This is a genomic window from Sporosarcina sp. OR05 (genome assembly GCF_041414805.1).
GTDB classification, from domain to species: domain Bacteria; phylum Bacillota; class Bacilli; order Bacillales_A; family Planococcaceae; genus Sporosarcina; species Sporosarcina saromensis.
Genome location: NZ_JANKJL010000004.1, coordinates 99,546 through 121,094, shown reverse-complemented (window position 1 = coordinate 121,094; position 21,549 = coordinate 99,546). Strand labels below are relative to the sequence as shown.

The following is a 21,549-nucleotide window of genomic DNA, read 5'->3' as shown; positions in this document are numbered from 1 at the left end:
CGGATTAAGGTGTTAAGAGACCATCCGATCTTACCAGCGATAGTGAGCGAATGCTTTGTTGGCTTCAGCCATTTTATGCATTTCTTCACGGCGTTTCACGGATGCACCTGTGTTGTTAGAAGCGTCAAGGATTTCATTCGCAAGACGTTCTTCCATTGTTTTCTCACCGCGTGTGCGAGAGTAGTTCACAAGGTAACGTAATCCGAGAGTCGTACGGCGCTCAGGACGAACTTCAACCGGAACTTGATAGTTAGCACCACCGACACGGCGAGCACGTACTTCAAGTACAGGCATAACGTTGTTCAAAGCAGCTTCAAATACTTCAATTGGATCTTTTCCAGAACGTTCTTTAACAAGTTCGAACGCACCATAGAGGATTTTTTGGGATGTACCTTTTTTACCGTCTACCATCATTTTGTTGATAAGACGAGTTACAAGCTTGGAATTGTAAATCGGATCTGGTAATACGTCACGTTTTGCAACAGGACCTTTACGAGGCATATTGTTTTCCTCCTTTCGAAATAATCATTTCGTAAGTATCATTAGTTTTTCTTTTCTTTAGGGCGTTTTGCTCCATATAGAGAACGGCTTTGCATACGGCCAGTAACACCAGCAGTATCAAGCGCACCACGTACGATATGGTAACGAACACCCGGTAAGTCTTTTACACGTCCTCCACGGATAAGAACAACGCTGTGCTCTTGAAGGTTGTGTCCTTCACCAGGGATATATGCGTTAACTTCCAAAGTGTTTGTCAAACGAACACGCGCATATTTACGAAGAGCCGAGTTTGGTTTCTTCGGAGTCATTGTACCCACACGAGTACAAACACCTCTTTTTTGTGGCGAGTTGACGTTTGTCATCGACTTTTTGAAGCTGTTATAGCTTTTTCCTAGAGCTGGAGCCTTTGAATTGTCCGATTTCGATTTACGAGGTTTGCGGACTAATTGATTAATTGTAGGCATTGGATTTCCTCCTTTCACTGTGCTTTTGTAAGACCACACATCCAGGTGGTTCATTTTTGGGGTAAAAACAAAGTCTTTGTGTTTCTAACAACACAAAAACTACTATACAGTAATGGCGACTACAGCCGTACCGACTTGAATGCCGCATGTTCGACCAAGCTTTTCCCTTGAATCGACATAATTTACTTGGACACCTCGGAGTTTCGCTTCTTCTAGGACAGAAGCAACGAGTTTCTCTTCAGCATCTTTGGCAATAACGACTTCTTTTACTACGCCTGTCTTTATCGCTTTAACCGTTTGCTTTGTACCGATGATCGTCTTCTTTGCCTGTTCGACTTTTTCGTAAGACATAACGTACATCCTCCAAAGTACAGACATTCAACTATCAACCTTTTGTATATTATCATCTATCAATAGCTGTGTCAACAATAAAGAAGAAAAACGGGGAGGAGTTTTTTCTCCCCGTTTTCGTAACATTAATTTTCGGTTGCGACTGCTAAATCGTCACCTTGTTCCATTTGGATTTGGCGATAACGCTGCATCCCTGTTCCAGCTGGTACGAGTTTACCGATTATGACATTCTCTTTCAATCCGAGCAATTCATCTGTTTTACCTTTAATCGCTGCATCTGTCAAGACGCGCGTTGTTTCTTGGAACGAAGCTGCCGATAGGAATGATTCCGTCTCAAGCGAAGCTTTTGTAATACCAAGGATAACTGGTCTTGAAGTTGCTGGAGCTTTGCCGTTCTTTAACACTTCAGCATTCGCTTCTGCGAACTGATGAATATCGAGCAATGAGCCTGGAAGTAAATCTGTGTCGCCTGCTTCGATTACACGAACTTTACGGAGCATTTGGCGAACCATTACTTCTACGTGCTTATCACCGATTTCAACACCTTGCATACGGTAAACTTTTTGTACTTCTTTAAGAAGATACTCTTGAACAGTTGCAACATCTTTAACAATAATCAATTCTTTCGGATCGATAGAACCTTCGGTGATGCTATCTCCTCGATCGATCATATCGCCGACTGCAACTTTCAAGCGGGCATTGTATGGAGCGAGATACTTACGTGTCTCCACTTCACCTTGAATGGTAATCTCTTTTTGGCCTTCGCGGATTTCATCAATCTCAGTGACTTCACCTTTAATTTCTGAAATGACTGCTTGCCCTTTCGGATTACGCGATTCGAAAATCTCTTGGATACGTGGAAGACCGGATGTAATATCGTCCCCGGCAACCCCACCTGTATGGAAAGTACGCATTGTAAGCTGTGTACCTGGTTCTCCGATTGACTGGGCAGCGATAATACCAACTGCCTCACCGACTTCAACCGTTTCACCTGTCGCAAGGTTAATGCCGTAACATTTCTTACAAACACCATGTTTTGTATTACATGTAAATGCAGAACGGATTGTAAGTTTTTCAATTCCAGCATCGATAATTGCATTTGCAAGGTCAGCTGTAATGAGTCCGTCTTTCGCTACAATCACTTCACCTGTTTCAGGGTGACGGATTGTTTTCTTCGTATGACGGCCTTCGATACGTTCTTCGAGGGTTTCGATAATTTCTGTTCCCTCTTTAAGTGCACTTACTTCTAAGCCACGATCTGTACCACAATCATCTTCACGCACAATTACGTCTTGTGCAACGTCAACTAGACGACGCGTCAAGTAACCGGAATCGGCAGTTTTCAGTGCTGTATCGGCAAGACCTTTACGCGCACCGTGTGTAGAGATGAAGTACTCGAGAACCGTCAGACCTTCACGGAATGATGACTTGATCGGTAGTTCGATAATACGACCAGCCGGGTTGGCCATCAATCCCCGCATTCCTGCGAGCTGTGTAAAGTTGGACGCGTTACCACGAGCTCCTGAGTCACTCATCATGTAAATCGGATTTGTATTTTCAAGAGAGTCCATCAGTTTGTCCTGGATGACGTCTTTCGCATTACTCCAATAAGAAATGACGCGATCATAACGCTCTTCTTCCGTGATGAGACCACGACGGAATTGTTGCGTCACTTTATCCACTTTACTTTGTGCTTCTTGTAAAATCTCATCCTTATTCGGCAAAACGACGATGTCGGAAATACCAACTGTAATTCCAGCACGAGTTGAATATTTAAATCCAAGGTTCTTCATACGGTCTAGCATACGAGAAGTTTCCGTAATATGGAACTTCTTGAAGATTTCCGCGATGATGTTTCCTAGAATTTTTTTACGGAACGGAAGGACAAGTTCACTATTTTGAATATGTTCCTTCACATTGACAGTCCCATCGATGAAATAGCGATCCGGCGTTTCGATTTGCAAGTTATGATTCGTCGGTTCATTGATGTAAGGGAATGTTTCAGGAAGAATTTCATTGAAAATGAGCTTCCCTACTGTCGTCAATAGGAATTTATTATTTTGAGCTTCTGTAAATGTCGGGTTGTTCAATGATCCGGCATGAATAGCAATTCTTGAGTGAAGATGTACATGACCTGTTTGGTATGCAATCAATGCCTCATTCATATTGCTGAAGATTGAACCTTCACCGATGGAACCTGCTCTTTCCAATGTCAAGTAGTAGTTCCCTAATACCATGTCTTGGGAAGGTGTAACGACAGGTTTTCCGTCTTTCGGGTTCAAGATGTTTTGCGCTGCAAGCATGAGCAAACGTGCTTCAGCTTGTGCCTCTGCAGAAAGCGGCACGTGAACAGCCATTTGGTCACCGTCGAAGTCAGCGTTATACGCTGTACATACGAGCGGATGAAGTTGAATAGCACGCCCTTCAACCAACATTGGTTCGAATGCTTGAATCCCAAGTCTGTGAAGAGTAGGGGCGCGGTTCAATAAGACCGGATGCTCTTTAATGACTTCTTCGAGTACGTCCCATACTTCAGAATGTAATCGTTCGATTTTACGCTTCGCACTTTTAATGTTATGCGCAAGACCACGTTCAACCAACTCTTTCATGACGAAAGGCTTGAACAATTCGATTGCCATTTCTTTCGGAAGTCCACATTGGTACATTTTCAAGTTAGGTCCAACGACAATTACCGAACGGCCAGAGTAGTCAACACGTTTTCCTAATAGGTTTTGACGGAAGCGACCTTGTTTCCCTTTCAACATATGAGAAAGAGACTTCAATGGACGGTTACCTGGTCCTGTTACTGGACGGCCACGACGACCATTATCGACTAACGCATCGACAGCTTCTTGCAACATACGTTTTTCGTTCTGCACGATAATACCAGGAGCACCTAAATCAAGTAGACGTTTTAACCGGTTGTTTCGGTTAATGACTCTTCGGTAAAGATCGTTCAAGTCAGAAGTTGCGAAACGACCACCGTCCAACTGTACCATCGGGCGAAGTTCTGGCGGGATGACAGGTAGTACTTCAAGAACCATCCATTCAGGACGGTTTCCAGAGTTACGGAAAGACTCGACGACTTCCAAGCGACGAATCGCACGTGTACGTCGTTGACCTTGTACAGTCTTCAACTCTTCTTTCAGCATTTCTGTTTCCTTATCCAAGTCAATCGCCATCAAAAGTTGTTCGATTGCTTCTGCACCCATAGCCGCTTGGAATTTCGAGCCGTACTTTTCACGGTATAGTCTATATTCCTTTTCGGAAAGCAGTTGTTTGCGTTCAAGCGGTGTATCTGCTGGATCTACAACTACATATGAAGCAAAATAAATAATCTCTTCCAAAGCACGTGGGGTCATGTCTAAGATGAGACCCATTCTGCTTGGAATTCCTTTGAAGTACCAGATATGTGTAACTGGAGCTGCAAGTTCGATATGTCCCATTCGTTCACGACGTACCTTTTGTCGCGTCACTTCAACGCCACAACGATCACAGACAACGCCTTTGTAACGTACACGCTTATACTTACCGCAATGACATTCCCAGTCCTTTGTAGGACCAAAAATCCGCTCACAGAATAAACCGTCTTTCTCCGGTTTCAGTGTACGGTAGTTAATTGTTTCTGGTTTTTTCACTTCACCATATGACCAAGAACGAATCTTGTCAGGTGAAGCAAGGCCGATTTTCATATACTCAAAATTGTTTACATCTATCAAGGAGCCTACCTCCCTCTTATCTTATCTCCGCGATGGATTCTCATCAATATCGTTAAAATAGGGGAGTCTTCTTCAAAACTCCCCTATCCAATTCTGGTTACTATTATCTAAGCATCTATCCTACTTGCAATTCTGTAGGATTTCATTCTTTGACCATCTGCTGCAGCGACTTATACAGTTTGATCTTCAGCCATGAGATTCAATGCGTCAGTTGGTTGCATATCGTCGTCATCATCAAGATCACGCATTTCGATTTCCTCGAATTCTTCTGTCAGCATTTTCACGTCCAAACCAAGACTTTGAAGTTCCTTGATCAATACTTTGAATGATTCAGGAACACCTGGTTGAGGTACGCTTTGTCCTTTGACGATCGCTTCGTAAGTTTTCACACGACCGACAACGTCATCCGACTTGACTGTTAGAATTTCTTGCAATGTATAAGCAGCCCCATAAGCTTCAAGCGCCCATACTTCCATCTCTCCGAAACGCTGTCCACCGAATTGAGCTTTACCGCCAAGTGGTTGTTGCGTAACAAGTGAGTAAGGACCTGTAGAACGAGCATGCAATTTATCGTCTACCATGTGCGCAAGTTTAATGAGGTACATGACACCGACAGAAACACGATTGTCAAACGGTTCACCAGAGCGTCCGTCATAAAGGATCGTTTTCCCATCACGGTTCATGCCCGCTTCTTCCATTGTAGACCACACATCTTCTTCGTTCGCTCCGTCAAATACTGGAGAAGCCATATGGACACCTAGGTTACGTGCTGCCATCCCTAAGTGCATTTCCAATACCTGTCCGATATTCATACGTGATGGAACGCCTAGTGGGTTCAACATGACATCGATCGGTGTACCATCTGGAAGGTATGGCATATCCGATTCAGGCAAGATACGGGAGATTACCCCTTTGTTACCATGACGTCCGGCCATTTTATCCCCAACGGAGATTTTACGTTTTTGAACGATGTATGCACGGACGAGCTGGTTAACGCCTGGTGGCAGTTCGTCACCATCTTCACGATTAAACACTTTTACGTCTAGTACAATTCCACCTGCACCATGTGGCACACGTAGGGATGTATCACGGACTTCACGTGCTTTTTCACCGAAAATCGCATGAAGAAGTCTTTCTTCTGCAGTAAGTTCCGTAACTCCTTTAGGGGTTACTTTACCAACGAGAATGTCTCCATCGCGTACTTCTGCACCGACGCGGATAATTCCACGGTCGTCAAGATTGCGAAGCGCTTCTTCACCAACGTTTGGAATATCTCTCGTGATTTCCTCAGGTCCAAGTTTCGTATCACGTGCTTCTGACTCGTATTCTTCAATATGAATTGAAGTGAAGACATCATCTTTTACAAGACGTTCGCTCATAATGATCGCATCTTCATAGTTGTAACCATCCCATGTCATGAAGGCAGTGAGGACGTTACGCCCTAAAGCAAGCTCTCCGCTATCCATGGAAGGACCATCTGCTAGGATGTCACGTGGTTTTACACGATCTCCTACGCTAACAATCGGTCGTTGGTTATAGCACGTCCCTTGGTTAGAACGGATGAAGTTTTCAAGCTTATAAATTGTGAGATCGCCTTTCACTTCTTTGCCGTCAACCGTTTCAATACGGCGAATGCGGATTTCTTTCGCTTCCACATGCTCGACAATTCCGTGATATTTTGCAATAACGGCAGCTCCAGAATCACGCGCTGATACGTGCTCCATACCTGTACCTACGAAAGGCGCCTCAGGGTTTAATAAAGGAACAGCTTGACGTTGCATGTTCGCTCCCATGAGTGCACGGTTGGAGTCATCGTTTTCCAAGAATGGAATACAAGCTGTCGCAGCAGACACGACTTGCTTAGGCGATACATCCATGTAATCGATCTGTTCACGTTTGAAGACTGTGTTGTCACCTTGGAAACGGCCAACAACTTCTTCATTGACGTATGAACCATCGTCGTTTAACAGAGCGTTCGCTTGTGCCACAACGTAATTATCTTCGATATCTGCAGTCAAATAATCGATTTGTTGTGTAACACGATTCGTTTCAGGATCCACTTTCCGATAAGGAGTTTCAATGAAACCGAATTTGTTCACTCGCGCAAATGTAGATAGGGAGTTGATCAATCCGATGTTCGGACCTTCCGGCGTTTCAATTGGACACATACGGCCATAGTGAGAGTAGTGAACGTCACGCACTTCCATTCCCGCACGTTCCCTCGTCAATCCACCTGGTCCGAGTGCAGACAATCTACGTTTATGTGTCAATTCTGCAAGAGGGTTCGTCTGATCCATGAACTGGGATAGCTGAGAGCTACCGAAGAACTCTTTAATTGACGCAATAACTGGACGGATGTTAATTAACTGTTGAGGAACGATTGATTGTGTATCGTTAATGGACATACGTTCTTTTACAACACGTTCCATACGGGACAAACCAATACGGAATTGGTTTTGTAGGAGTTCACCTACAGAACGAAGACGACGGTTACCAAGGTGGTCGATGTCATCCGTGTTCCCTACACCATGTAGCAAGTTGAAGAAATAACTGATGGACGCAACGATATCCGCTGGCGTAACATTTTTGATGGATTCATCAATGCTCGCATTGGAGATGACGTTAATCACTTGTTTTTCTTCGCTCTTAGGTGCGTAGATTTTTATCGTCTGAATCGTTATGTCATCTTCAAGAACTCCACCTACGTGAGAAATCTCTTCAATACCGACACCTTTTTCAAGATGAGGGAGTATACGATCTAAAGTCCGGCGGTCAATAAGCTGGTCTTTTTCAAGTAGGATTTCACCTGTTTCAGGATCCACGAGCGTCTCAGCAAGTGTTTGATTGAAAAGACGGTTTTGCAAATGAAGTTTCTTGTTCATCTTGTAACGACCTACGTTCGCCAAATCATAGCGTTTTGGATCGAAGAAGCGGGAGTAAAGTAAGCTTCTAGCGCTTTCCAACGTTGGTGGTTCGCCAGGACGTAAGCGCTCATAAATTTCAAGCAACGCTTTTTCGGAGTTTTCCGTATTGTCCTTTTCCAACGTATTCCGTAAGTATTCATTATCGCCGATCAAGTCGATAATTTCTTGGTCTGTCGAGAAACCAAGCGCGCGAAGAAGAACTGTAATTGGTAATTTACGTGTACGATCGATACGGACATGAACGACATCTTTCGCATCCGTTTCGTACTCTAACCAAGCTCCACGATTTGGAATAACCGTTGCCGCAAAGCCACGCTTACCGTTCTTATCTGTCTTATCATTGAAATAGACACTTGGAGAACGAACAAGCTGGGATACGATAACCCTTTCCGCACCGTTGATGATGAACGTTCCGTTTTCTGTCATAAGTGGGAAATCACCCATGAAAACGTCCTGCTCTTTCACTTCTTCGGTTTCTTTGTTGTGCAAACGTACTTTCACACGCAATGGCGCAGCATACGTAACATCACGTTCCTTCGACTCATCAACAGGGTATTTCGGTTCACCAAGCTGATAATCAATGAACTCCAAAGAAAGATTACCTGTGAAATCCTGAATCGGTGAAATGTCTCGAAACATTTCACGTAGTCCTTCTTCTAAGAACCACTCATAAGATGCCGTCTGGATTTCAATCAAATTCGGCAGCTCGAGAACTTCATTGATCCGCGCGAAACTTCTGCGCTGACGGTGTTGACCATACTGAACTAAATGACCTGTCAACTCTTTCACCCCTCAAAACAATATTAGTCCTTTGCGAAATCATAAAAATAGTGTATGATATCGAAAAAACAAAAAGAAAACGAGTTCCGGCAAGAGCTCATTTTCGGTTTAACAATCTTTTATCCATTGCCAGTATGCCTTAGTTTACCAAAACTTATGCAAAAGGGCACACGACCGCATTATATTATTTATGCATTTTACAATACTACCACAACGTTAGCCTTACGTCAACATTTTTTGGGCTTTCAGAATAAAGTACCCTTTTTTCTTTTCGACCGTTTCCACATGACCAAAAAGGTCTTCTAAATGTGCGATTGTAGAAGGAGCACCTTGCTTCTTTTGAATAACAACCCACAACTCCCCGCCATTCGCCAACTTTGAAAAAGCGCCGTCGTAGATGCTGAATACCGTCTCTTTTCCTGCCCGGATTGGCGGATTTGTCAAAATAGCAGAAAAGCCTTCCATTTCTACAGAAGACAGTGCATCACTCGGATAGATTTCGACGTTTTGTATGCCATTCATTTCCGCATTTTCTTTCGCTAACGCCATCGCTCGCTCATTCACATCTACCATGTGAACTGTCCGATCCGGAAAAGATGCGGCAACCGATAAACCGATTGGGCCATACCCACAACCAACATCAAGCAAATTCCCTTCGGTTTCATTCATCCGAAATGCATCCGCAAGCAAGCGCGAGCCAAAATCCACTTCTCCCTTACTGAATACACCAGCATCCGTTTTAAAACGAAGTTGAACGCCACGGACCGTCGCACTCCATTCTTTCGGATCGCTTTTCACGGTAGGATTTTTAGAATAATAATGATCTGCCATTTCGTTCCTCCCTTCCTAACGAAAGGTTATCCAAATTTCTTTAAATATATCGTCATGCACAAAGTAAATGAAACGTGTCTTCAGTACACAAGTGATACAGCACTTGCTTTAGAAAATTCCTTCATTCAACTAAATTCTCAAGCCTCATGCTACAATTTTTTTTGAGCAGAGATAAAAAAACGAAGAAAAGCCCGTCAACCGACGAGCCTTTCTCCCGTATAGAAAAATTACTTGATTTCGATTCCAGCGCCAACTTCTTCAAGTTTCGCTTTCATTTCTTCAGCTTCTTCTTTAGAAACGCCTTCTTTGATTGCTTTAGGAGCGTTATCAACTACTTCTTTCGCTTCTTTCAAGCCAAGGCCAGTAAGTTCACGTACAACTTTGATAACCTTGATTTTTTGGTCTCCTGCAGAAGCAAGAACTACGTCGAATTCAGTTTGCTCAGCAGCCGCTTCACCAGCACCTGCACCGCCAACCATTGCAACTGGAGCTGCAGCAGTTACGCCGAATTCTTCTTCGATTGCTTTTACTAGGTCGTTTAATTCAAGAACTGTCATTTCTTTAATCGCGTCAAGGATTTGTTCTTTAGTCATTATATGTTCCTCCTAAATAGGTTTTGTTTTGTCGGGTTTAACCCGCATATTGTCGTTCAGGCAACTTGATGGTGATTAAGCGCCTTGTTCCTCTTTTTGCTCTGCAACAGCTTTTGTTGCAAGCGCGAAGTTGCGCATTGGAGCTTGTAGAACGCTGAGTAGCATAGAAAGTAGACCTTCGCGTGATGGAAGTTCTGCCAATGCCTTAACATCTTCTACAGAAGCAACCGCACCTTCGATTACACCTGCTTTGATTTCAAGTTTGTCGTTCTTCTTAGCGAAATCGTTAAGGATTTTCGCAGGAGCGACTACATCTTCGTTAGAGAATGCAATTGCATTCGGTCCCACAAGATGTTCGTTCAAACCTTCAAGTCCTGCAGCTTCAGCAGCACGGCGAGACATTGAGTTTTTGTAAACTTTGAAGTCAATACCTGCTTCACGAAGTTGCTTACGAAGTTCAGTTACTTGGCTGACGTTTAGACCACGATAGTCAACAACGACAACAGAAACTGCTGATTTCAATTTACCTGAAATCTCTTCAACAACTGCTTGTTTAGCTTCAATTACTTTGCTCATCTTGACACCTCCTATAAGAATTCGGGGTCATTTATACCGATATGAAAAGCCCTCGGGCTCTACAGAGTAGAACACGAGGGCAGAAAAGTCGTCATCTTTAACGTGAAAGAGCGTCTTGTCCTCGGCAGGAAATTAAGCGAATAATCGCACCTGCTGTCTACGGTACAAATGATTTAGTTCACAACAAACGAAATCTTACTACAAGATTTCAATCTTGTCAATGGTTTTTATTTAATAACTACAGAAGAAGGATCAACTTTGACCGCAGGACCCATTGTAGTCGTAATGTTTACAGACTTCATGTATGTCCCTTTCGCTGCAGCTGGTTTCGCTTTTTGAACAGTTTCAAATACAGTTTTGAAGTTTTCTTCAAGCTTTTCGTTATCGAAAGAAGCTTTTCCGATTGGCGCATGGATAATACCAGCTTTGTCCGCACGGTATTCAACTTTACCTGCTTTGATTTCTGCAACAGCTTTCGCAACATCAAATGTTACTGTACCTGTTTTAGGGTTTGGCATTAAGCCTTTTGGTCCTAGTACACGACCGATTTTACCAACTTCGCCCATCATGTCCGGAGTTGCAACGATAACGTCGAAATCGAACCAGCCTTGTTGGATTTTAGTGATGTACTCTGCATCACCTACGAAGTCTGCACCAGCAGCTTCCGCTTCTTTCAACTTTTCGCCTTTAGCGAAAACGAGTACGCGTTGAGTTTTACCAGTTCCGTTTGGAAGCACAACTGCCCCACGGATTTGCTGGTCGTTTTTACGAGTGTCGATTCCAAGACGGAATGCAACTTCAACAGTAGCATCAAAGTTTACTGTGCTCGTTTTTTTAGCAAGCTCAATCGCTTGTGACAATTCATACGCTTGTGTACGGTCGACAAGTTTCGCTGCTTCAGTGAATTTTTTACCTCTTTTAGCCATTTGCTATTTCCTCCTCATTGTGGTTTTAACGGATTGAACCTCCCACGAATAAGGGTTGCGTGTCCTAACGACAAGCGCAACCCCCACTACAAAGAAACACGTTACGGTCACACGAATCAGTCTTCGATCGTGATTCCCATACTGCGCGCAGTACCTTCAACCATTGCCATCGCTGCTTCAACTGATGCTGCGTTTAGATCCTGCATCTTTTGTTCTGCAATTTCGCGAACTTTATCACGTTTTACAGTAGCAACCTTCTTTTTGTTAGGCTCTCCTGAACCTTTTTGAAGATTAGCTGCAACTTTCAACAACACTGCTGCTGGTGGAGTTTTTGTAATAAAAGTGAATGAACGGTCCTCAAATACAGTTATTTCAACAGGAATGATTAAGCCTGCTTGATCTGCTGTACGTGCATTGAAATCTTTACAGAATCCCATGATGTTAACACCTGCTTGACCTAGTGCTGGTCCAACTGGTGGTGCTGGGTTTGCTTTACCTGCAGGGATTTGCAATTTCACAATTTTGGTAACTTTTTTAGCCACGAGACACACCTCCTTAAGTCCGTGATGTGGTAATTGGGTTGCCCCTCCCACTCAATATGTGTCTGCCGGTTTTCCCGGTAGAATTTGGTTAATCCGTCCAGACTGTTCAGATTACAGTCTGACCTTTGAAATGATACCATTATTCTGCCTATCTTGCAAGTGGTATTCACTTATATTTTTTCAACTTGTGCAAAGTCGAGTTCCATAATTGTTTCGCGTCCAAACATATCGACAGTAACACGCACTTTCCCTTTGTCCTGATCGATTTCTTCTACTTTCCCTTGGAAATGCGCGAATGGTCCTTCTAACACTTCAATCATTTCGCCGACTTCAAAATCGACTTCTGTTTTAGGCTCTTTCATGCCCATTTGCTTCAAGATGAAATCCACTTCCTCAGGTAAAAGAGGCGTCGGCTTCGCTCCCCCACCGGATGAACCGATAAAGCCCGTCACTCCAGGTGTGTTTCGAACGACATACCAAGAATCATCCGTCATAATAATTTCCACGAGGACATATCCTGGGAAAGTTTTTTTCATAACCGTTTTTTTCTTTCCGTCTTTAAAATCCGTTTCTTGCTCTTCAGGAATGACGACACGGAATATTTTATCTTGCATACCCATTGTCTCTACACGTTTTTCAAGGTTTGCCTTCACCTTATTTTCATACCCTGAATACGTGTGGACAACGTACCAATTTTTCTCCATTTCCATAATGACAAGGACTGTGTCCGTCCCTCCTTTTAAAAAATAAATAACATTTTTTCAACCCGTAATGCGCTATTTCCAAAGAAAAGAAAAAACCCGTACATAGTACAAGACGGGATATTTTCGACAAGGATATTCATGCTGCCTTATTATAACGCAATATACCATTCCATTACTTCTGAAATGCCTAAATCCACTAAACCAAAGTATACCGCCATAAAGATGACTGTAAAGATTACAACAATTGTATAACGTGTTAATTCTTTACGCTTTGGCCAGCTGACCTTCCTCATTTCAGAGACGACATTTTTCAAGAAACCGGTTAATTTCCCCATGCACTCGTAGACCTCCGAATATTATATAGATTACTGCATATTGCAATCAGATTGTCTGCTTATGTTCTGTATGTGTATTGCAATGATTGCAAAACTTCTTCACTGTAAATCGTTCTGTTGCTTGTTTATTGCCGGCCGGAATTACATAATTCCTCGACCCGCAACGCTCACAGCACAAAATCATCTTTTTAGACATTTTCTCACCCTAAACTCGTGTCATGCAAATGTTGTAAATAGTTTAAGTACATCGTCATTGTCTTGCTAAAGAGTACCATCTTACCTACACGATGTCAACACAATGGAAAATGCTTGGTAATCGCCACAATTGCCTTTTGGATGCATCAAACACTACCATTCTCTAAAGCTATTTTGGGACAAATTAATATACAGCATCTATTTGCATATGACGTTCCAATTTACGTTTAATCCGTTGTAATGCATTATCCACTGACTTTACTTGTCGATTCAACTCATCTGATATTTCTTGATAAGACTGGCCATCCAAATACAGCGACAACACTTGCTTTTCGAGTCCACTAAGAACTTTATTGATTTCACCTTCCATATGGACATAATCTTCCTTGAAAATCATTAAGTCCTGAGGATCATCAAGATCAGAACTAGCGATGACATCTAATAATGTCCGCTCCGATTCTTCATCATACACTGGCTTGTCCAAAGAGACGGAAGTATTCAATGGAATATGCTTCTGTCGAGTAGCGGTCTTAATCGCCGTAATAATTTGCCGTGTAATGCACAATTCAGCGAACGCTTTGAATGAACTCAATCGATCATCACGAAAATCACGGATCGCTTTATAAAGGCCAATCATTCCCTCTTGAATAATATCTTCGCGGTCTCCCCCCATCATGAAATAAGAGCGCGCTTTCATTTTGACAAAAGATTGATATTTGGTAATAAGAAAATCAAGTGCGTCCGCGCTCCCCCTTTGAACACAGATGATAAGCTCTTCATCGGAAAGTCCCGTGAAGTCAGTAGTGCCCCCATGAACGTATGTCTTTCCCACCAATCGCCACACCCCGATTCGTTATTGCCATTTCAACTAGTATACCGTATGGAAAAATTTTGCGTCAACCGTTCATTTCATTCCACGGCGCCATTTTTCAAATATTTCAGCAACATCATCAGACAGTTGAATCTTGGAAAACGGGCGTTGCTCTTGGATTACTTTCACTTTCTTTGAGATGATTTGATCAATTTCATTCATCTCGATTTCTAGTTCTCTCGCAGACTTCCTTAACGCACCTTGCGCAAAAATGACCCACTGCTCCGTTAAATCAGACGTCGCTACATGAATTTGTACACGACGCCCACTCAGTTCAGCAACCATTTTTTCAATCCGCTCATCCGCTGTTTCATTTTCTCGCGTAAAAACGACTTCCACTTGATGTTTTAAATTTTTCTTTTCAATGCCCGGCATTAAATGTGCATCAAAAATCACGACAACCCGCCAACCCATATGCGCTTTGTATTCTGCCATCCGTTCGATTAAACGGTCTCGCGCATCTGCAAGGCTGTCTGATTTTAGAGTTCTCAACTCAGGCCAAGCTCCAATCACGTTGTAGCCATCGACAAGTAAAATTTCCTGTTTCATGACTCAGAACGATGACAATCGCGTTTACGGAACACTTCATACATGAGCAATGCCGCAGCAACAGATGCGTTTAAAGACGTAACTTGTCCAACCATCGGCAAATGATAGAGAAAATCACATTTTTCCTTCAAAATGCGAGACATCCCTTTCCCTTCACTACCAATAATGATCGCTAGCGGTAACGTCGCATCCATTTTTCGATAGTCTTGAGAGCCTTTTGCATCCGTGCCTGCTATCCACACATCTCTTTTTTTCAGATCTTCCACTGTTTGAGATAAATTATTGACACGAACGACAGGAATATGCTCGATCGCCCCCGTCGACGCCTTCGCAACTACACCCGTCAAACCGACAGAACGACGCTTTGGAATAATGACGCCATGCACCCCCGTTGCATCCGCTGTACGAAGTATAGAACCTAAATTATGTGGATCTTCCAGTTCATCTAGGATTAGAAACAGAGGATCTTCTCCTCGTCGCTCCGCTATCGCAAACAAATCATCCAATTCTGCGTATGCATACGCAGCAACTGAAGCAATGACCCCTTGATGATTCACATCGAGCATGCCATCCAGTTTCTGTTTCGGCACAGCTTGTACAAGCACACCTGCTTGTTTTGCAAGCGAAAGAATCTCCCCTATGCTTTTTTTATTCAACCCTTCAGCGATCCAGATCTTATTTAACTCTCTACCTGATCGGAGGGCCTCCACTACTGGATTTTTACCACCAATCAATTCCGATTCCTGATTTGTCATGATGCACCCTCCTCATTAGGCTTTTCAATGAATTGCACTGTTTTCGTAATAATTTCTTCCACTCGCTCGTGCTTCCCAAGTAAATGCAAGTAGCCAAGAACCGCCTCGAACCCCGAGCTATGATTATACGTTACAACATCTGTGTTTTTAGGAACGGAACCAGACTTCGCGTTCCGACCGCGACGCAACACGGCTTCCTCCTCCTCCGTGAGGAAACCGTCCTGTTGCATCATTTTCACACTCGCAGCTTGTGCTTTTGCGGAAACGTACTTCGTCGCTTCTTTATGGAGAATATTCGGTTTCACACGACCCGAGCGCAATAGATGCTCCCGAATTGCCTGTTCATAAACAGCATCCCCCATATAGGCAAGTGCCAACGCATTTAATTGCTTGACGTCTATATCGCGCAATGTATACACGGCACTCACCCTCTCTTCCACCGCGTGCCTTGTGCAGTGTCTTCCAAAATAATACCTTGTTGTTTTAATACATCACGAATTTCGTCTGCACGTTGGAAGTTCTTCTCACGACGAGCAGTGAGCCGTTCTTCAATAAGCTGCTCAACGTCTTCATCCAACAAGTCCTGCTCTTGTTCAAATGGCAACCCAAGCACACCCATTAAACGATCAAATGTCTCGATGAAGTATGTTAATACAGTAGTTTGCGTATTTTTCTCCTTCAGATAAACATTCACCGTCTTCGCAAGTTCAAAAATCGCCGCAATGGCATTTGCCGTATTAAAGTCATCGTCCATCGCCTCTTCAAACTGGCGGACCACTTCATCCACTTTGTACGTCCAAATGTCTTGCTGATCGCCAAGGTCTGCCGACAAATCCAAACGGTGTTGCAAATTGGTGTACGCTGTTTGAATGCGCTCCAACCCATTTGCAGCACTTTCCACTAGCTCTTGTGAAAAATTCACCGGATGACGGTATTGAACAGACAGCATGAAGAACCTAAGCACCCTTGGACTAATTTTTTGGCGGATATCATGCACAAGAATAAAGTTCCCTAGTGATTTCGACATCTTTTCATTATCAATATTAATATAGCCATTGTGCATCCAATAGCGCGCAAATTGCTTCCCTGTCATCGCTTCGGATTGCGCAATTTCATTTTCATGGTGTGGGAATGTCAAATCCTGACCACCCGCATGGATATCAATCGTATCGCCCAAATGCTCTCTTGCCATAACAGAACATTCAATATGCCACCCAGGACGACCATGCCCCCAAGGACTGCTCCAAGCGATTTCTCCTTCTTTGGCAGATTTCCATAATGCAAAGTCGAGCGGATTCTCTTTAATCCCACTATCCTCAATGCGCGCTCCGACTTTCAACTCATCGATTGATTGATGTGACAGCTTGCCATACCCATCAAAACTGCGCGTACGGAAATACACATCTCCTTGCGCTTCATACGCATACCCTTTGTCAATCAACACTTGAATAAATTCCACAATGTCGTCAATATGCTCCGTCACTCGCGGATGGGCATTCGCTTTTGTGCAACCAAGTGCACCAACATCTTCGAAATACGCGTTAATGAAACGATCTGTTAGCTCCCCAACCTCTTCACCGAGCTCATTTGCCGTCTTTATGATCTTATCGTCCACATCTGTGAAGTTCGAAACAAAATTCACTTCATAGCCACGATACTCCAAATATTTTCGTACCGTATCAAACACAATAACCGGCCTTGCATTTCCAATATGGATGTAGTTGTAGACAGTCGGTCCGCACACATACATCTTCACCTTACCTTCTTCCAAAGGAATAAAAGGCTCTTTCTTTCGCGTCAATGAGTTAAAAATTTGAATGCCCATCAAGATTCCCCTCTTTCTTTTCTAATTCTTCTATTCGTTTTTTCAGCATTGCGATTTCATTTTCCAATTGGTTACACGTATCAGTAACCGGATCCGGCATATTCCGGTGATCGTGTTTATCCTTCACACGTACGCCGTTTGTCATGACGACCTTCCCCGGTATGCCGACAACCGTCGAATCAGCAGGTACATCTTTTAACACGACAGAACCTGCGCCCACTTTACTATTGTCTCCGATTGTAATAGAGCCTAACACTTTCGCCCCTGAAGCGACTAGCACATTGTTCCCTAGCGTCGGATGACGTTTGCCTTTCTCTTTCCCAGTCCCACCAAGTGTGACCCCTTGATACAACGTGACATCATCTCCAATTTCACACGTCTCACCGATAACAATCCCCATGCCATGGTCAATGAACAACCGGCGACCAATCGTCGCACCTGGATGTATTTCAATCCCCGTAAAAAACCGACTGATCTGTGAGATAAATCGCGCTAGAAAGGACAGATTCCGTTTATACAACGCATGCGCAAGCCGATGCGCCCAAATCGCATGAAGCCCTGAATACGTCAACACCACTTCGAAAGTGCTCCGTGCTGCAGGATCCTGTTCAAATATGCATCTAATGTCTTCCCTCATCCTACGTATCACGCCACTTCCTCCAATCTCACTTCTTTTCAAAACACAAAAAACGCCCCTGTCCATAAATAGACAGAGACGCATATATGCGCGGTTCCACTCCGCTTGGAAGAAACCAGTCTCCTGGCCACTTCCCGCTTATCGCCTATTAACGCTGGCGAAGCGTCCAGCCTACTTCACTTTTCGGCACGGCACTCAAAGGGGCATTTCCGTATTACAGAGGCACAGATCACTTCCAGCCGACGATGATCCTCTCTAAAGCGCATGCAATACGTACTTCTCCTTATCAAAGCTTTCTATATCCAAAACTATAATTGACTATACAAACGACGTACTTCGATTATGCACGAAGACGCACACCCTTGCAACTCTAAAACGCCGCAACCCTCAGAACTACTAAGAACAAAGCATAACAACTTGAATCTCGGCATAACTCTTCAAAACGCCGCATATTTCTTCAAAACACAGCATAGCTCCTCAGAACGCCGCATAGCTCCTCAAATCACAGCATATCTCCTCAGAACGCCGCATAACTCTTCAAAACAAAGCATATCTCTTCAGAACGCCGCATATCTCCTCAAATCACAGCATAACTCTTCAGAACGCCGCATAACTCCTCAAATCACAGCATATCTCCTCAGAACGCCGCATAACTCCAAATCAACTCAAGCTTTCGCATACTTCGAAACGCGCTCAATTGTCGTTTCCTTGCCAATCAACGCAATGGAATCCGGCAACTCTGGTCCGTGCGCTTGACCCGTCGCTACTACACGAATCGGCATAAACAAATTCTTTCCTTTATGGCCTGTTTCCTTTTGCACATTTTTAATTGCTGCCTTGATGGAAGCCGGATCAAACGATTCCAACTCCTCCAATTGACGTTGGAAAGCAGCCATTACTTCTGGCACTTGTTCGCCCGCCAAGATTTCTTTAGATTGTTCATCATATTCAATATGATCCGTGAAGAATTGGGCGGTCAATTCAACAATTTCAGCTCCATAACTTAGTTGCGCTTGGTACAAAGCAATCAAATTATGAACCCACTTGCGCTCCTCTTCCGTCATCTCCTCGTTCACACGACCTGCCGCTTGCAAATGCGGTAACGTCAACTCGACGACTTCATCCAAACTTAATTTTTTAACGTACTGGTTATTCATCCACGTCAATTTTTGTTTATCGAACATAGATGGAGACTTAGATAGACGACTTTCATCAAACAACTCAATGAGTTGATCTCTCGTAAAGATCTCCTCTTCTCCGACTGGAGACCAACCGAGCAACGCAAAGAAATTAAACATCGCTTCCGGTAAATAACCTAGGTCCTTATATTGGGAAATGAACTGAATAATCGACTCATCACGTTTAGATAGCTTTTTCCGATCCTCATTGACAATTAACGTCATATGACCAAAACGTGGATAGTCCCATCCGAACACATCATAGATCATTAATTGCTTCGGCGTATTCGTCAAATGCTCTTCTCCACGGAAAACATGTGAAATTTTCATCAAATGGTCATCAATGACGACCGCAAAGTTATATGTCGGGATACCGTTCGCTTTCACAACTACCCAATCACCAACATCTTCTGATTCAAATACAACTTCTCCACGAACAAGGTCATCCACTTTATACGTCACGTTTTCAGGCACGCGCATACGGATTGTATACGGCATACCTGCCGCTTCTTTTTCAGCAACCTCTTCAGCAGTCAGATTTCTGCAAGTGCCCGCATACATCGGCGCAGCAATGCCAGCACTTTTTTGCTTCTCGCGCTCAGCTTCCAACTCTTCTGTTGTACAGAAACATTTATACGCATGTCCGCCATCAAGCAACTCTTGCGCATATTTCGTATAAAGATCCAGACGTTCCATTTGGCGATACGGACCATAGTCCCCACCGATGTCTACCGATTCGTCGTACTCGACACCAAGCCACTTCAAATTATCAAGTTGTGATAATTCACCCGCTTCAATATTACGGGCAATATCGGTATCCTCAATTCGGATAATGAATTTCCCGCCGTGATGTTTTGCGAATAAGTAATTGAATAATGCCGTCCGGGCACCACCGATATGTAAATGGCCAGTCGGACTTGGCGCATAACGTACTCGTACTTCTGTTGTCATTAAAAGCATCTCCGTTCATGTTTGATTCAAGTGTCATTTTATCACTGCTGAAGCTGATTTAAAAGGGCGATGAACGTATTGCTCGTCTATCATTGCCAATGAAGCACTATTCCCTTGCTTCATTGGACAACACGTTTTGACTCGCGGTCCATGGCCCTTACAGCATTTATTCGTTTTTCAAAAGAAGAATTGTCGCCATCGAAGCAATTCCTTCTTCTCTACCGACAAACCCTAACTTTTCAGTCGTTGTCGCTTTCACGTTCACTTGCGATACATCTGCATGCAACAGTTCTGCAATACGCGCACGGATTGTCTCGATATGAGGCGCCATTTTAGGTTTCTGCGCCATAATCGTACAATCAATATTGCCTAACCGATAACCTTTCTGTTCAACAATGCTCCACACTTTTTCAAGCAGAACCGCTGAATCAGCATCTTTAAAAGCAGCATCCGTATCCGGAAAATATCTGCCAATATCCCCTTCACCAATCGCCCCTAAAGCGGCGTCCGTCACAGTATGTAATAATACATCCGCATCTGAATGGCCGATTAGCCCTTTATCATACGGAATGGTAATCCCACCAATTATTAATGGACGTCCTTCTGCAAACTCATGCACATCAAACCCTTGTCCAACTCGAATCATCCAAACCCCTCCTACTGTCTACGTTTCAAGAGGACTTCACCAAATAGCAAGTCCTCACTCGTCGTCATTTTCACATTATCGTACATACTTTCAACGATGCGAACAGGCACACCAAGCCGTTCCACAATCATCGATTCGTCCGTCCCTAAAAAACCATCTGCTTCCGCCTTTTCAGAAGCTTCCTTTAGAAGTTCATAACGAAAAGCTTGTGGTGTCTGAATGGACCACAATTTTGAGCGGTCTACCGTCTGTTCCACTACACCATCGACAGTCACTTTAATCGTATCCTTAACAGGCACTCCCGCAATGGCTGCGCCGTACTCACTTGCCACCTCAACGAGTTTACGAATGACATCTTGGTGAATGAACGGACGTGCTGCATCATGCACGAGCACAACTCCGCCATCTTGATGAGCTTGAATGCAAGCAGCTACACTTTGTTGCCGCTCCGCACCACCAGGAACCATCGCCTTTACTTTCGTTATGCCGTATGCCTGGAGCATCTGTTCAATCGTCGGTCGCTCTTCCGGTTTGACGGATAAAATCATTCCTTCACAGTTGTGATCCCGCTCAAACACATCCAATGTATGCATGAGAATCGGCTTTCCCGCCAACTTCAAAAATAATTTATTGAACCCCGCTCCCATGCGGCGCCCACTTCCTGCAGCAGGGAGCATTACAGTATAAGTCTCCATC

General features: G+C 43.7%; 22 protein-coding genes and 2 other annotated features. All 22 genes read right to left on the bottom strand.

The genetic code is table 11. The features are described from left to right. Positions 1-30: 30 nt before the first annotated feature. Entirely contained in the window at positions 31-501 is a 471-nt protein-coding gene (gene rpsG / locus NRI27_RS09025) for a 30S ribosomal protein S7 (RefSeq protein ID WP_207959161.1), read from the bottom strand. A gap of 41 nt (positions 502-542) precedes the next feature. Then, positions 543-965, bottom strand: a complete 423-nt coding sequence (gene rpsL / locus NRI27_RS09020) for a 30S ribosomal protein S12 (RefSeq protein ID WP_317943702.1) — start codon at positions 963-965, stop codon at positions 543-545. A 102-nt stretch (positions 966-1,067) separates the two neighbouring features. After that, the gene (locus NRI27_RS09015) at positions 1,068-1,316 is read right to left on the bottom strand and encodes a ribosomal L7Ae/L30e/S12e/Gadd45 family protein (protein WP_317943703.1); all 249 of its coding nucleotides are present in this window, start codon (positions 1,314-1,316) and stop codon (positions 1,068-1,070) included. A 125-nt stretch (positions 1,317-1,441) separates the two neighbouring features. Beyond that, entirely contained in the window at positions 1,442-5,035 is a 3,594-nt protein-coding gene (rpoC, locus tag NRI27_RS09010) for a DNA-directed RNA polymerase subunit beta' (protein ID WP_317943704.1), read from the bottom strand. A 170-nt stretch (positions 5,036-5,205) separates the two neighbouring features. Then, the gene (rpoB, locus tag NRI27_RS09005; protein ID WP_371390411.1) at positions 5,206-8,748 is read right to left on the bottom strand and encodes a DNA-directed RNA polymerase subunit beta; all 3,543 of its coding nucleotides are present in this window, start codon (positions 8,746-8,748) and stop codon (positions 5,206-5,208) included. Between the two features lie 213 nt (positions 8,749-8,961). Continuing rightward, positions 8,962-9,570 carry a class I SAM-dependent methyltransferase gene (locus tag NRI27_RS09000; protein WP_371390410.1) on the bottom strand — a complete coding sequence of 203 codons (609 nt, stop codon included), beginning with the start codon at positions 9,568-9,570 and terminating at the stop codon, positions 8,962-8,964. A 227-nt stretch (positions 9,571-9,797) separates the two neighbouring features. Then, positions 9,798-10,163 carry a 50S ribosomal protein L7/L12 gene (gene rplL, locus NRI27_RS08995; RefSeq protein WP_317943709.1) on the bottom strand — a complete coding sequence of 122 codons (366 nt, stop codon included), beginning with the start codon at positions 10,161-10,163 and terminating at the stop codon, positions 9,798-9,800. 75 nt (positions 10,164-10,238) lie between these two features. Then, entirely contained in the window at positions 10,239-10,739 is a 501-nt protein-coding gene (gene rplJ / locus NRI27_RS08990; RefSeq protein ID WP_317943711.1) for a 50S ribosomal protein L10, read from the bottom strand. Positions 10,740-10,772: 33 nt separating this feature from the next. Next, positions 10,773-10,920: a sequence feature (ribosomal protein L10 leader region), on the bottom strand. A gap of 46 nt (positions 10,921-10,966) precedes the next feature. Continuing rightward, a complete protein-coding gene (gene rplA, locus NRI27_RS08985; RefSeq protein WP_317943712.1) occupies positions 10,967-11,665 on the bottom strand; it encodes a 50S ribosomal protein L1 in 699 nt (232 codons plus the stop codon). 116 nt (positions 11,666-11,781) lie between these two features. Further along, entirely contained in the window at positions 11,782-12,207 is a 426-nt protein-coding gene (gene rplK / locus NRI27_RS08980; protein WP_060203386.1) for a 50S ribosomal protein L11, read from the bottom strand. 170 nt (positions 12,208-12,377) lie between these two features. Continuing rightward, positions 12,378-12,911, bottom strand: coding sequence for a transcription termination/antitermination protein NusG (nusG, locus tag NRI27_RS08975; protein ID WP_317943713.1), 534 nt, complete (start codon positions 12,909-12,911; stop codon positions 12,378-12,380). 149 nt (positions 12,912-13,060) lie between these two features. Then, a complete protein-coding gene (gene secE, locus NRI27_RS08970) occupies positions 13,061-13,246 on the bottom strand; it encodes a preprotein translocase subunit SecE (RefSeq protein ID WP_317943715.1) in 186 nt (61 codons plus the stop codon). Between the two features lie 46 nt (positions 13,247-13,292). Next, the gene (rpmG, locus tag NRI27_RS08965; protein ID WP_371390483.1) at positions 13,293-13,430 is read right to left on the bottom strand and encodes a 50S ribosomal protein L33; all 138 of its coding nucleotides are present in this window, start codon (positions 13,428-13,430) and stop codon (positions 13,293-13,295) included. A 195-nt stretch (positions 13,431-13,625) separates the two neighbouring features. Beyond that, positions 13,626-14,276, bottom strand: coding sequence for an RNA polymerase sporulation sigma factor SigH (gene sigH, locus NRI27_RS08960; RefSeq protein ID WP_371390409.1), 651 nt, complete (start codon positions 14,274-14,276; stop codon positions 13,626-13,628). Between the two features lie 69 nt (positions 14,277-14,345). Then, positions 14,346-14,861 carry an NYN domain-containing protein gene (locus NRI27_RS08955; protein WP_317943720.1) on the bottom strand — a complete coding sequence of 172 codons (516 nt, stop codon included), beginning with the start codon at positions 14,859-14,861 and terminating at the stop codon, positions 14,346-14,348. After that, a complete protein-coding gene (gene rlmB, locus NRI27_RS08950; protein ID WP_371390408.1) occupies positions 14,858-15,616 on the bottom strand; it encodes a 23S rRNA (guanosine(2251)-2'-O)-methyltransferase RlmB in 759 nt (252 codons plus the stop codon). Before rlmB ends, NRI27_RS08955 begins: the two co-directional genes overlap by 4 nt. Beyond that, complete coding sequence (locus NRI27_RS08945; RefSeq protein ID WP_317943799.1) at positions 15,613-16,035, bottom strand: Mini-ribonuclease 3; 423 nt, start codon at positions 16,033-16,035, stop codon at positions 15,613-15,615. Before NRI27_RS08945 ends, rlmB begins: the two co-directional genes overlap by 4 nt. Before the next feature lie 5 nt (positions 16,036-16,040). Next, positions 16,041-17,441, bottom strand: a complete 1,401-nt coding sequence (gene cysS / locus NRI27_RS08940; protein WP_371390407.1) for a cysteine--tRNA ligase — start codon at positions 17,439-17,441, stop codon at positions 16,041-16,043. Beyond that, the gene (gene cysE, locus NRI27_RS08935) at positions 17,422-18,090 is read right to left on the bottom strand and encodes a serine O-acetyltransferase (protein WP_317943724.1); all 669 of its coding nucleotides are present in this window, start codon (positions 18,088-18,090) and stop codon (positions 17,422-17,424) included. Before cysE ends, cysS begins: the two co-directional genes overlap by 20 nt. A 59-nt stretch (positions 18,091-18,149) precedes the next feature. Continuing rightward, positions 18,150-18,377, bottom strand: a binding site (T-box leader). Positions 18,378-18,743: 366 nt separating this feature from the next. After that, positions 18,744-20,207, bottom strand: coding sequence for a glutamate--tRNA ligase (gltX, locus tag NRI27_RS08930; protein WP_371390406.1), 1,464 nt, complete (start codon positions 20,205-20,207; stop codon positions 18,744-18,746). Positions 20,208-20,373: 166 nt separating this feature from the next. Then, positions 20,374-20,853 (bottom strand): 2-C-methyl-D-erythritol 2,4-cyclodiphosphate synthase, encoded by a 480-nt coding sequence (gene ispF / locus NRI27_RS08925; RefSeq protein ID WP_371390405.1) that lies wholly within the window; start codon positions 20,851-20,853, stop codon positions 20,374-20,376. 11 nt (positions 20,854-20,864) lie between these two features. Beyond that, positions 20,865-21,548 (bottom strand): 2-C-methyl-D-erythritol 4-phosphate cytidylyltransferase, encoded by a 684-nt coding sequence (gene ispD, locus NRI27_RS08920; RefSeq protein WP_371390404.1) that lies wholly within the window; start codon positions 21,546-21,548, stop codon positions 20,865-20,867. Between the last annotated feature and the right edge of the window lies 1 nt (position 21,549).

What these genes read in the sequence shown, in the direction of transcription:
- rpsG (WP_207959161.1), bottom strand. Translation starts at nt 501, where the DNA reads ATGCCTCGTAAAGGTCCTGTTGCAAAACGTGACGTATTACCAGATCCG.
- rpsL (WP_317943702.1), bottom strand. Translation starts at nt 965, where the DNA reads ATGCCTACAATTAATCAATTAGTCCGCAAACCTCGTAAATCGAAATCG.
- NRI27_RS09015 (WP_317943703.1), bottom strand. Translation starts at nt 1,316, where the DNA reads ATGTCTTACGAAAAAGTCGAACAGGCAAAGAAGACGATCATCGGTACA.
- NRI27_RS09000 (WP_371390410.1), bottom strand. Translation starts at nt 9,570, where the DNA reads ATGGCAGATCATTATTATTCTAAAAATCCTACCGTGAAAAGCGATCCG.
- rplL (WP_317943709.1), bottom strand. Translation starts at nt 10,163, where the DNA reads ATGACTAAAGAACAAATCCTTGACGCGATTAAAGAAATGACAGTTCTT.
- rplJ (WP_317943711.1), bottom strand. Translation starts at nt 10,739, where the DNA reads ATGAGCAAAGTAATTGAAGCTAAACAAGCAGTTGTTGAAGAGATTTCA.
- rplA (WP_317943712.1), bottom strand. Translation starts at nt 11,665, where the DNA reads ATGGCTAAAAGAGGTAAAAAATTCACTGAAGCAGCGAAACTTGTCGAC.
- nusG (WP_317943713.1), bottom strand. Translation starts at nt 12,911, where the DNA reads ATGGAGAAAAATTGGTACGTTGTCCACACGTATTCAGGGTATGAAAAT.
- secE (WP_317943715.1), bottom strand. Translation starts at nt 13,246, where the DNA reads ATGGGGAAATTAACCGGTTTCTTGAAAAATGTCGTCTCTGAAATGAGG.
- rpmG (WP_371390483.1), bottom strand. Translation starts at nt 13,430, where the DNA reads ATGATTTTGTGCTGTGAGCGTTGCGGGTCGAGGAATTATGTAATTCCG.
- NRI27_RS08955 (WP_317943720.1), bottom strand. Translation starts at nt 14,861, where the DNA reads ATGAAACAGGAAATTTTACTTGTCGATGGCTACAACGTGATTGGAGCT.
- rlmB (WP_371390408.1), bottom strand. Translation starts at nt 15,616, where the DNA reads ATGACAAATCAGGAATCGGAATTGATTGGTGGTAAAAATCCAGTAGTG.
- cysS (WP_371390407.1), bottom strand. Translation starts at nt 17,441, where the DNA reads ATGGGCATTCAAATTTTTAACTCATTGACGCGAAAGAAAGAGCCTTTT.
- gltX (WP_371390406.1), bottom strand. Translation starts at nt 20,207, where the DNA reads ATGACAACAGAAGTACGAGTACGTTATGCGCCAAGTCCGACTGGCCAT.
- ispF (WP_371390405.1), bottom strand. Translation starts at nt 20,853, where the DNA reads ATGATTCGAGTTGGACAAGGGTTTGATGTGCATGAGTTTGCAGAAGGA.
- ispD (WP_371390404.1), bottom strand. Translation starts at nt 21,548, where the DNA reads ATGGAGACTTATACTGTAATGCTCCCTGCTGCAGGAAGTGGGCGCCGC.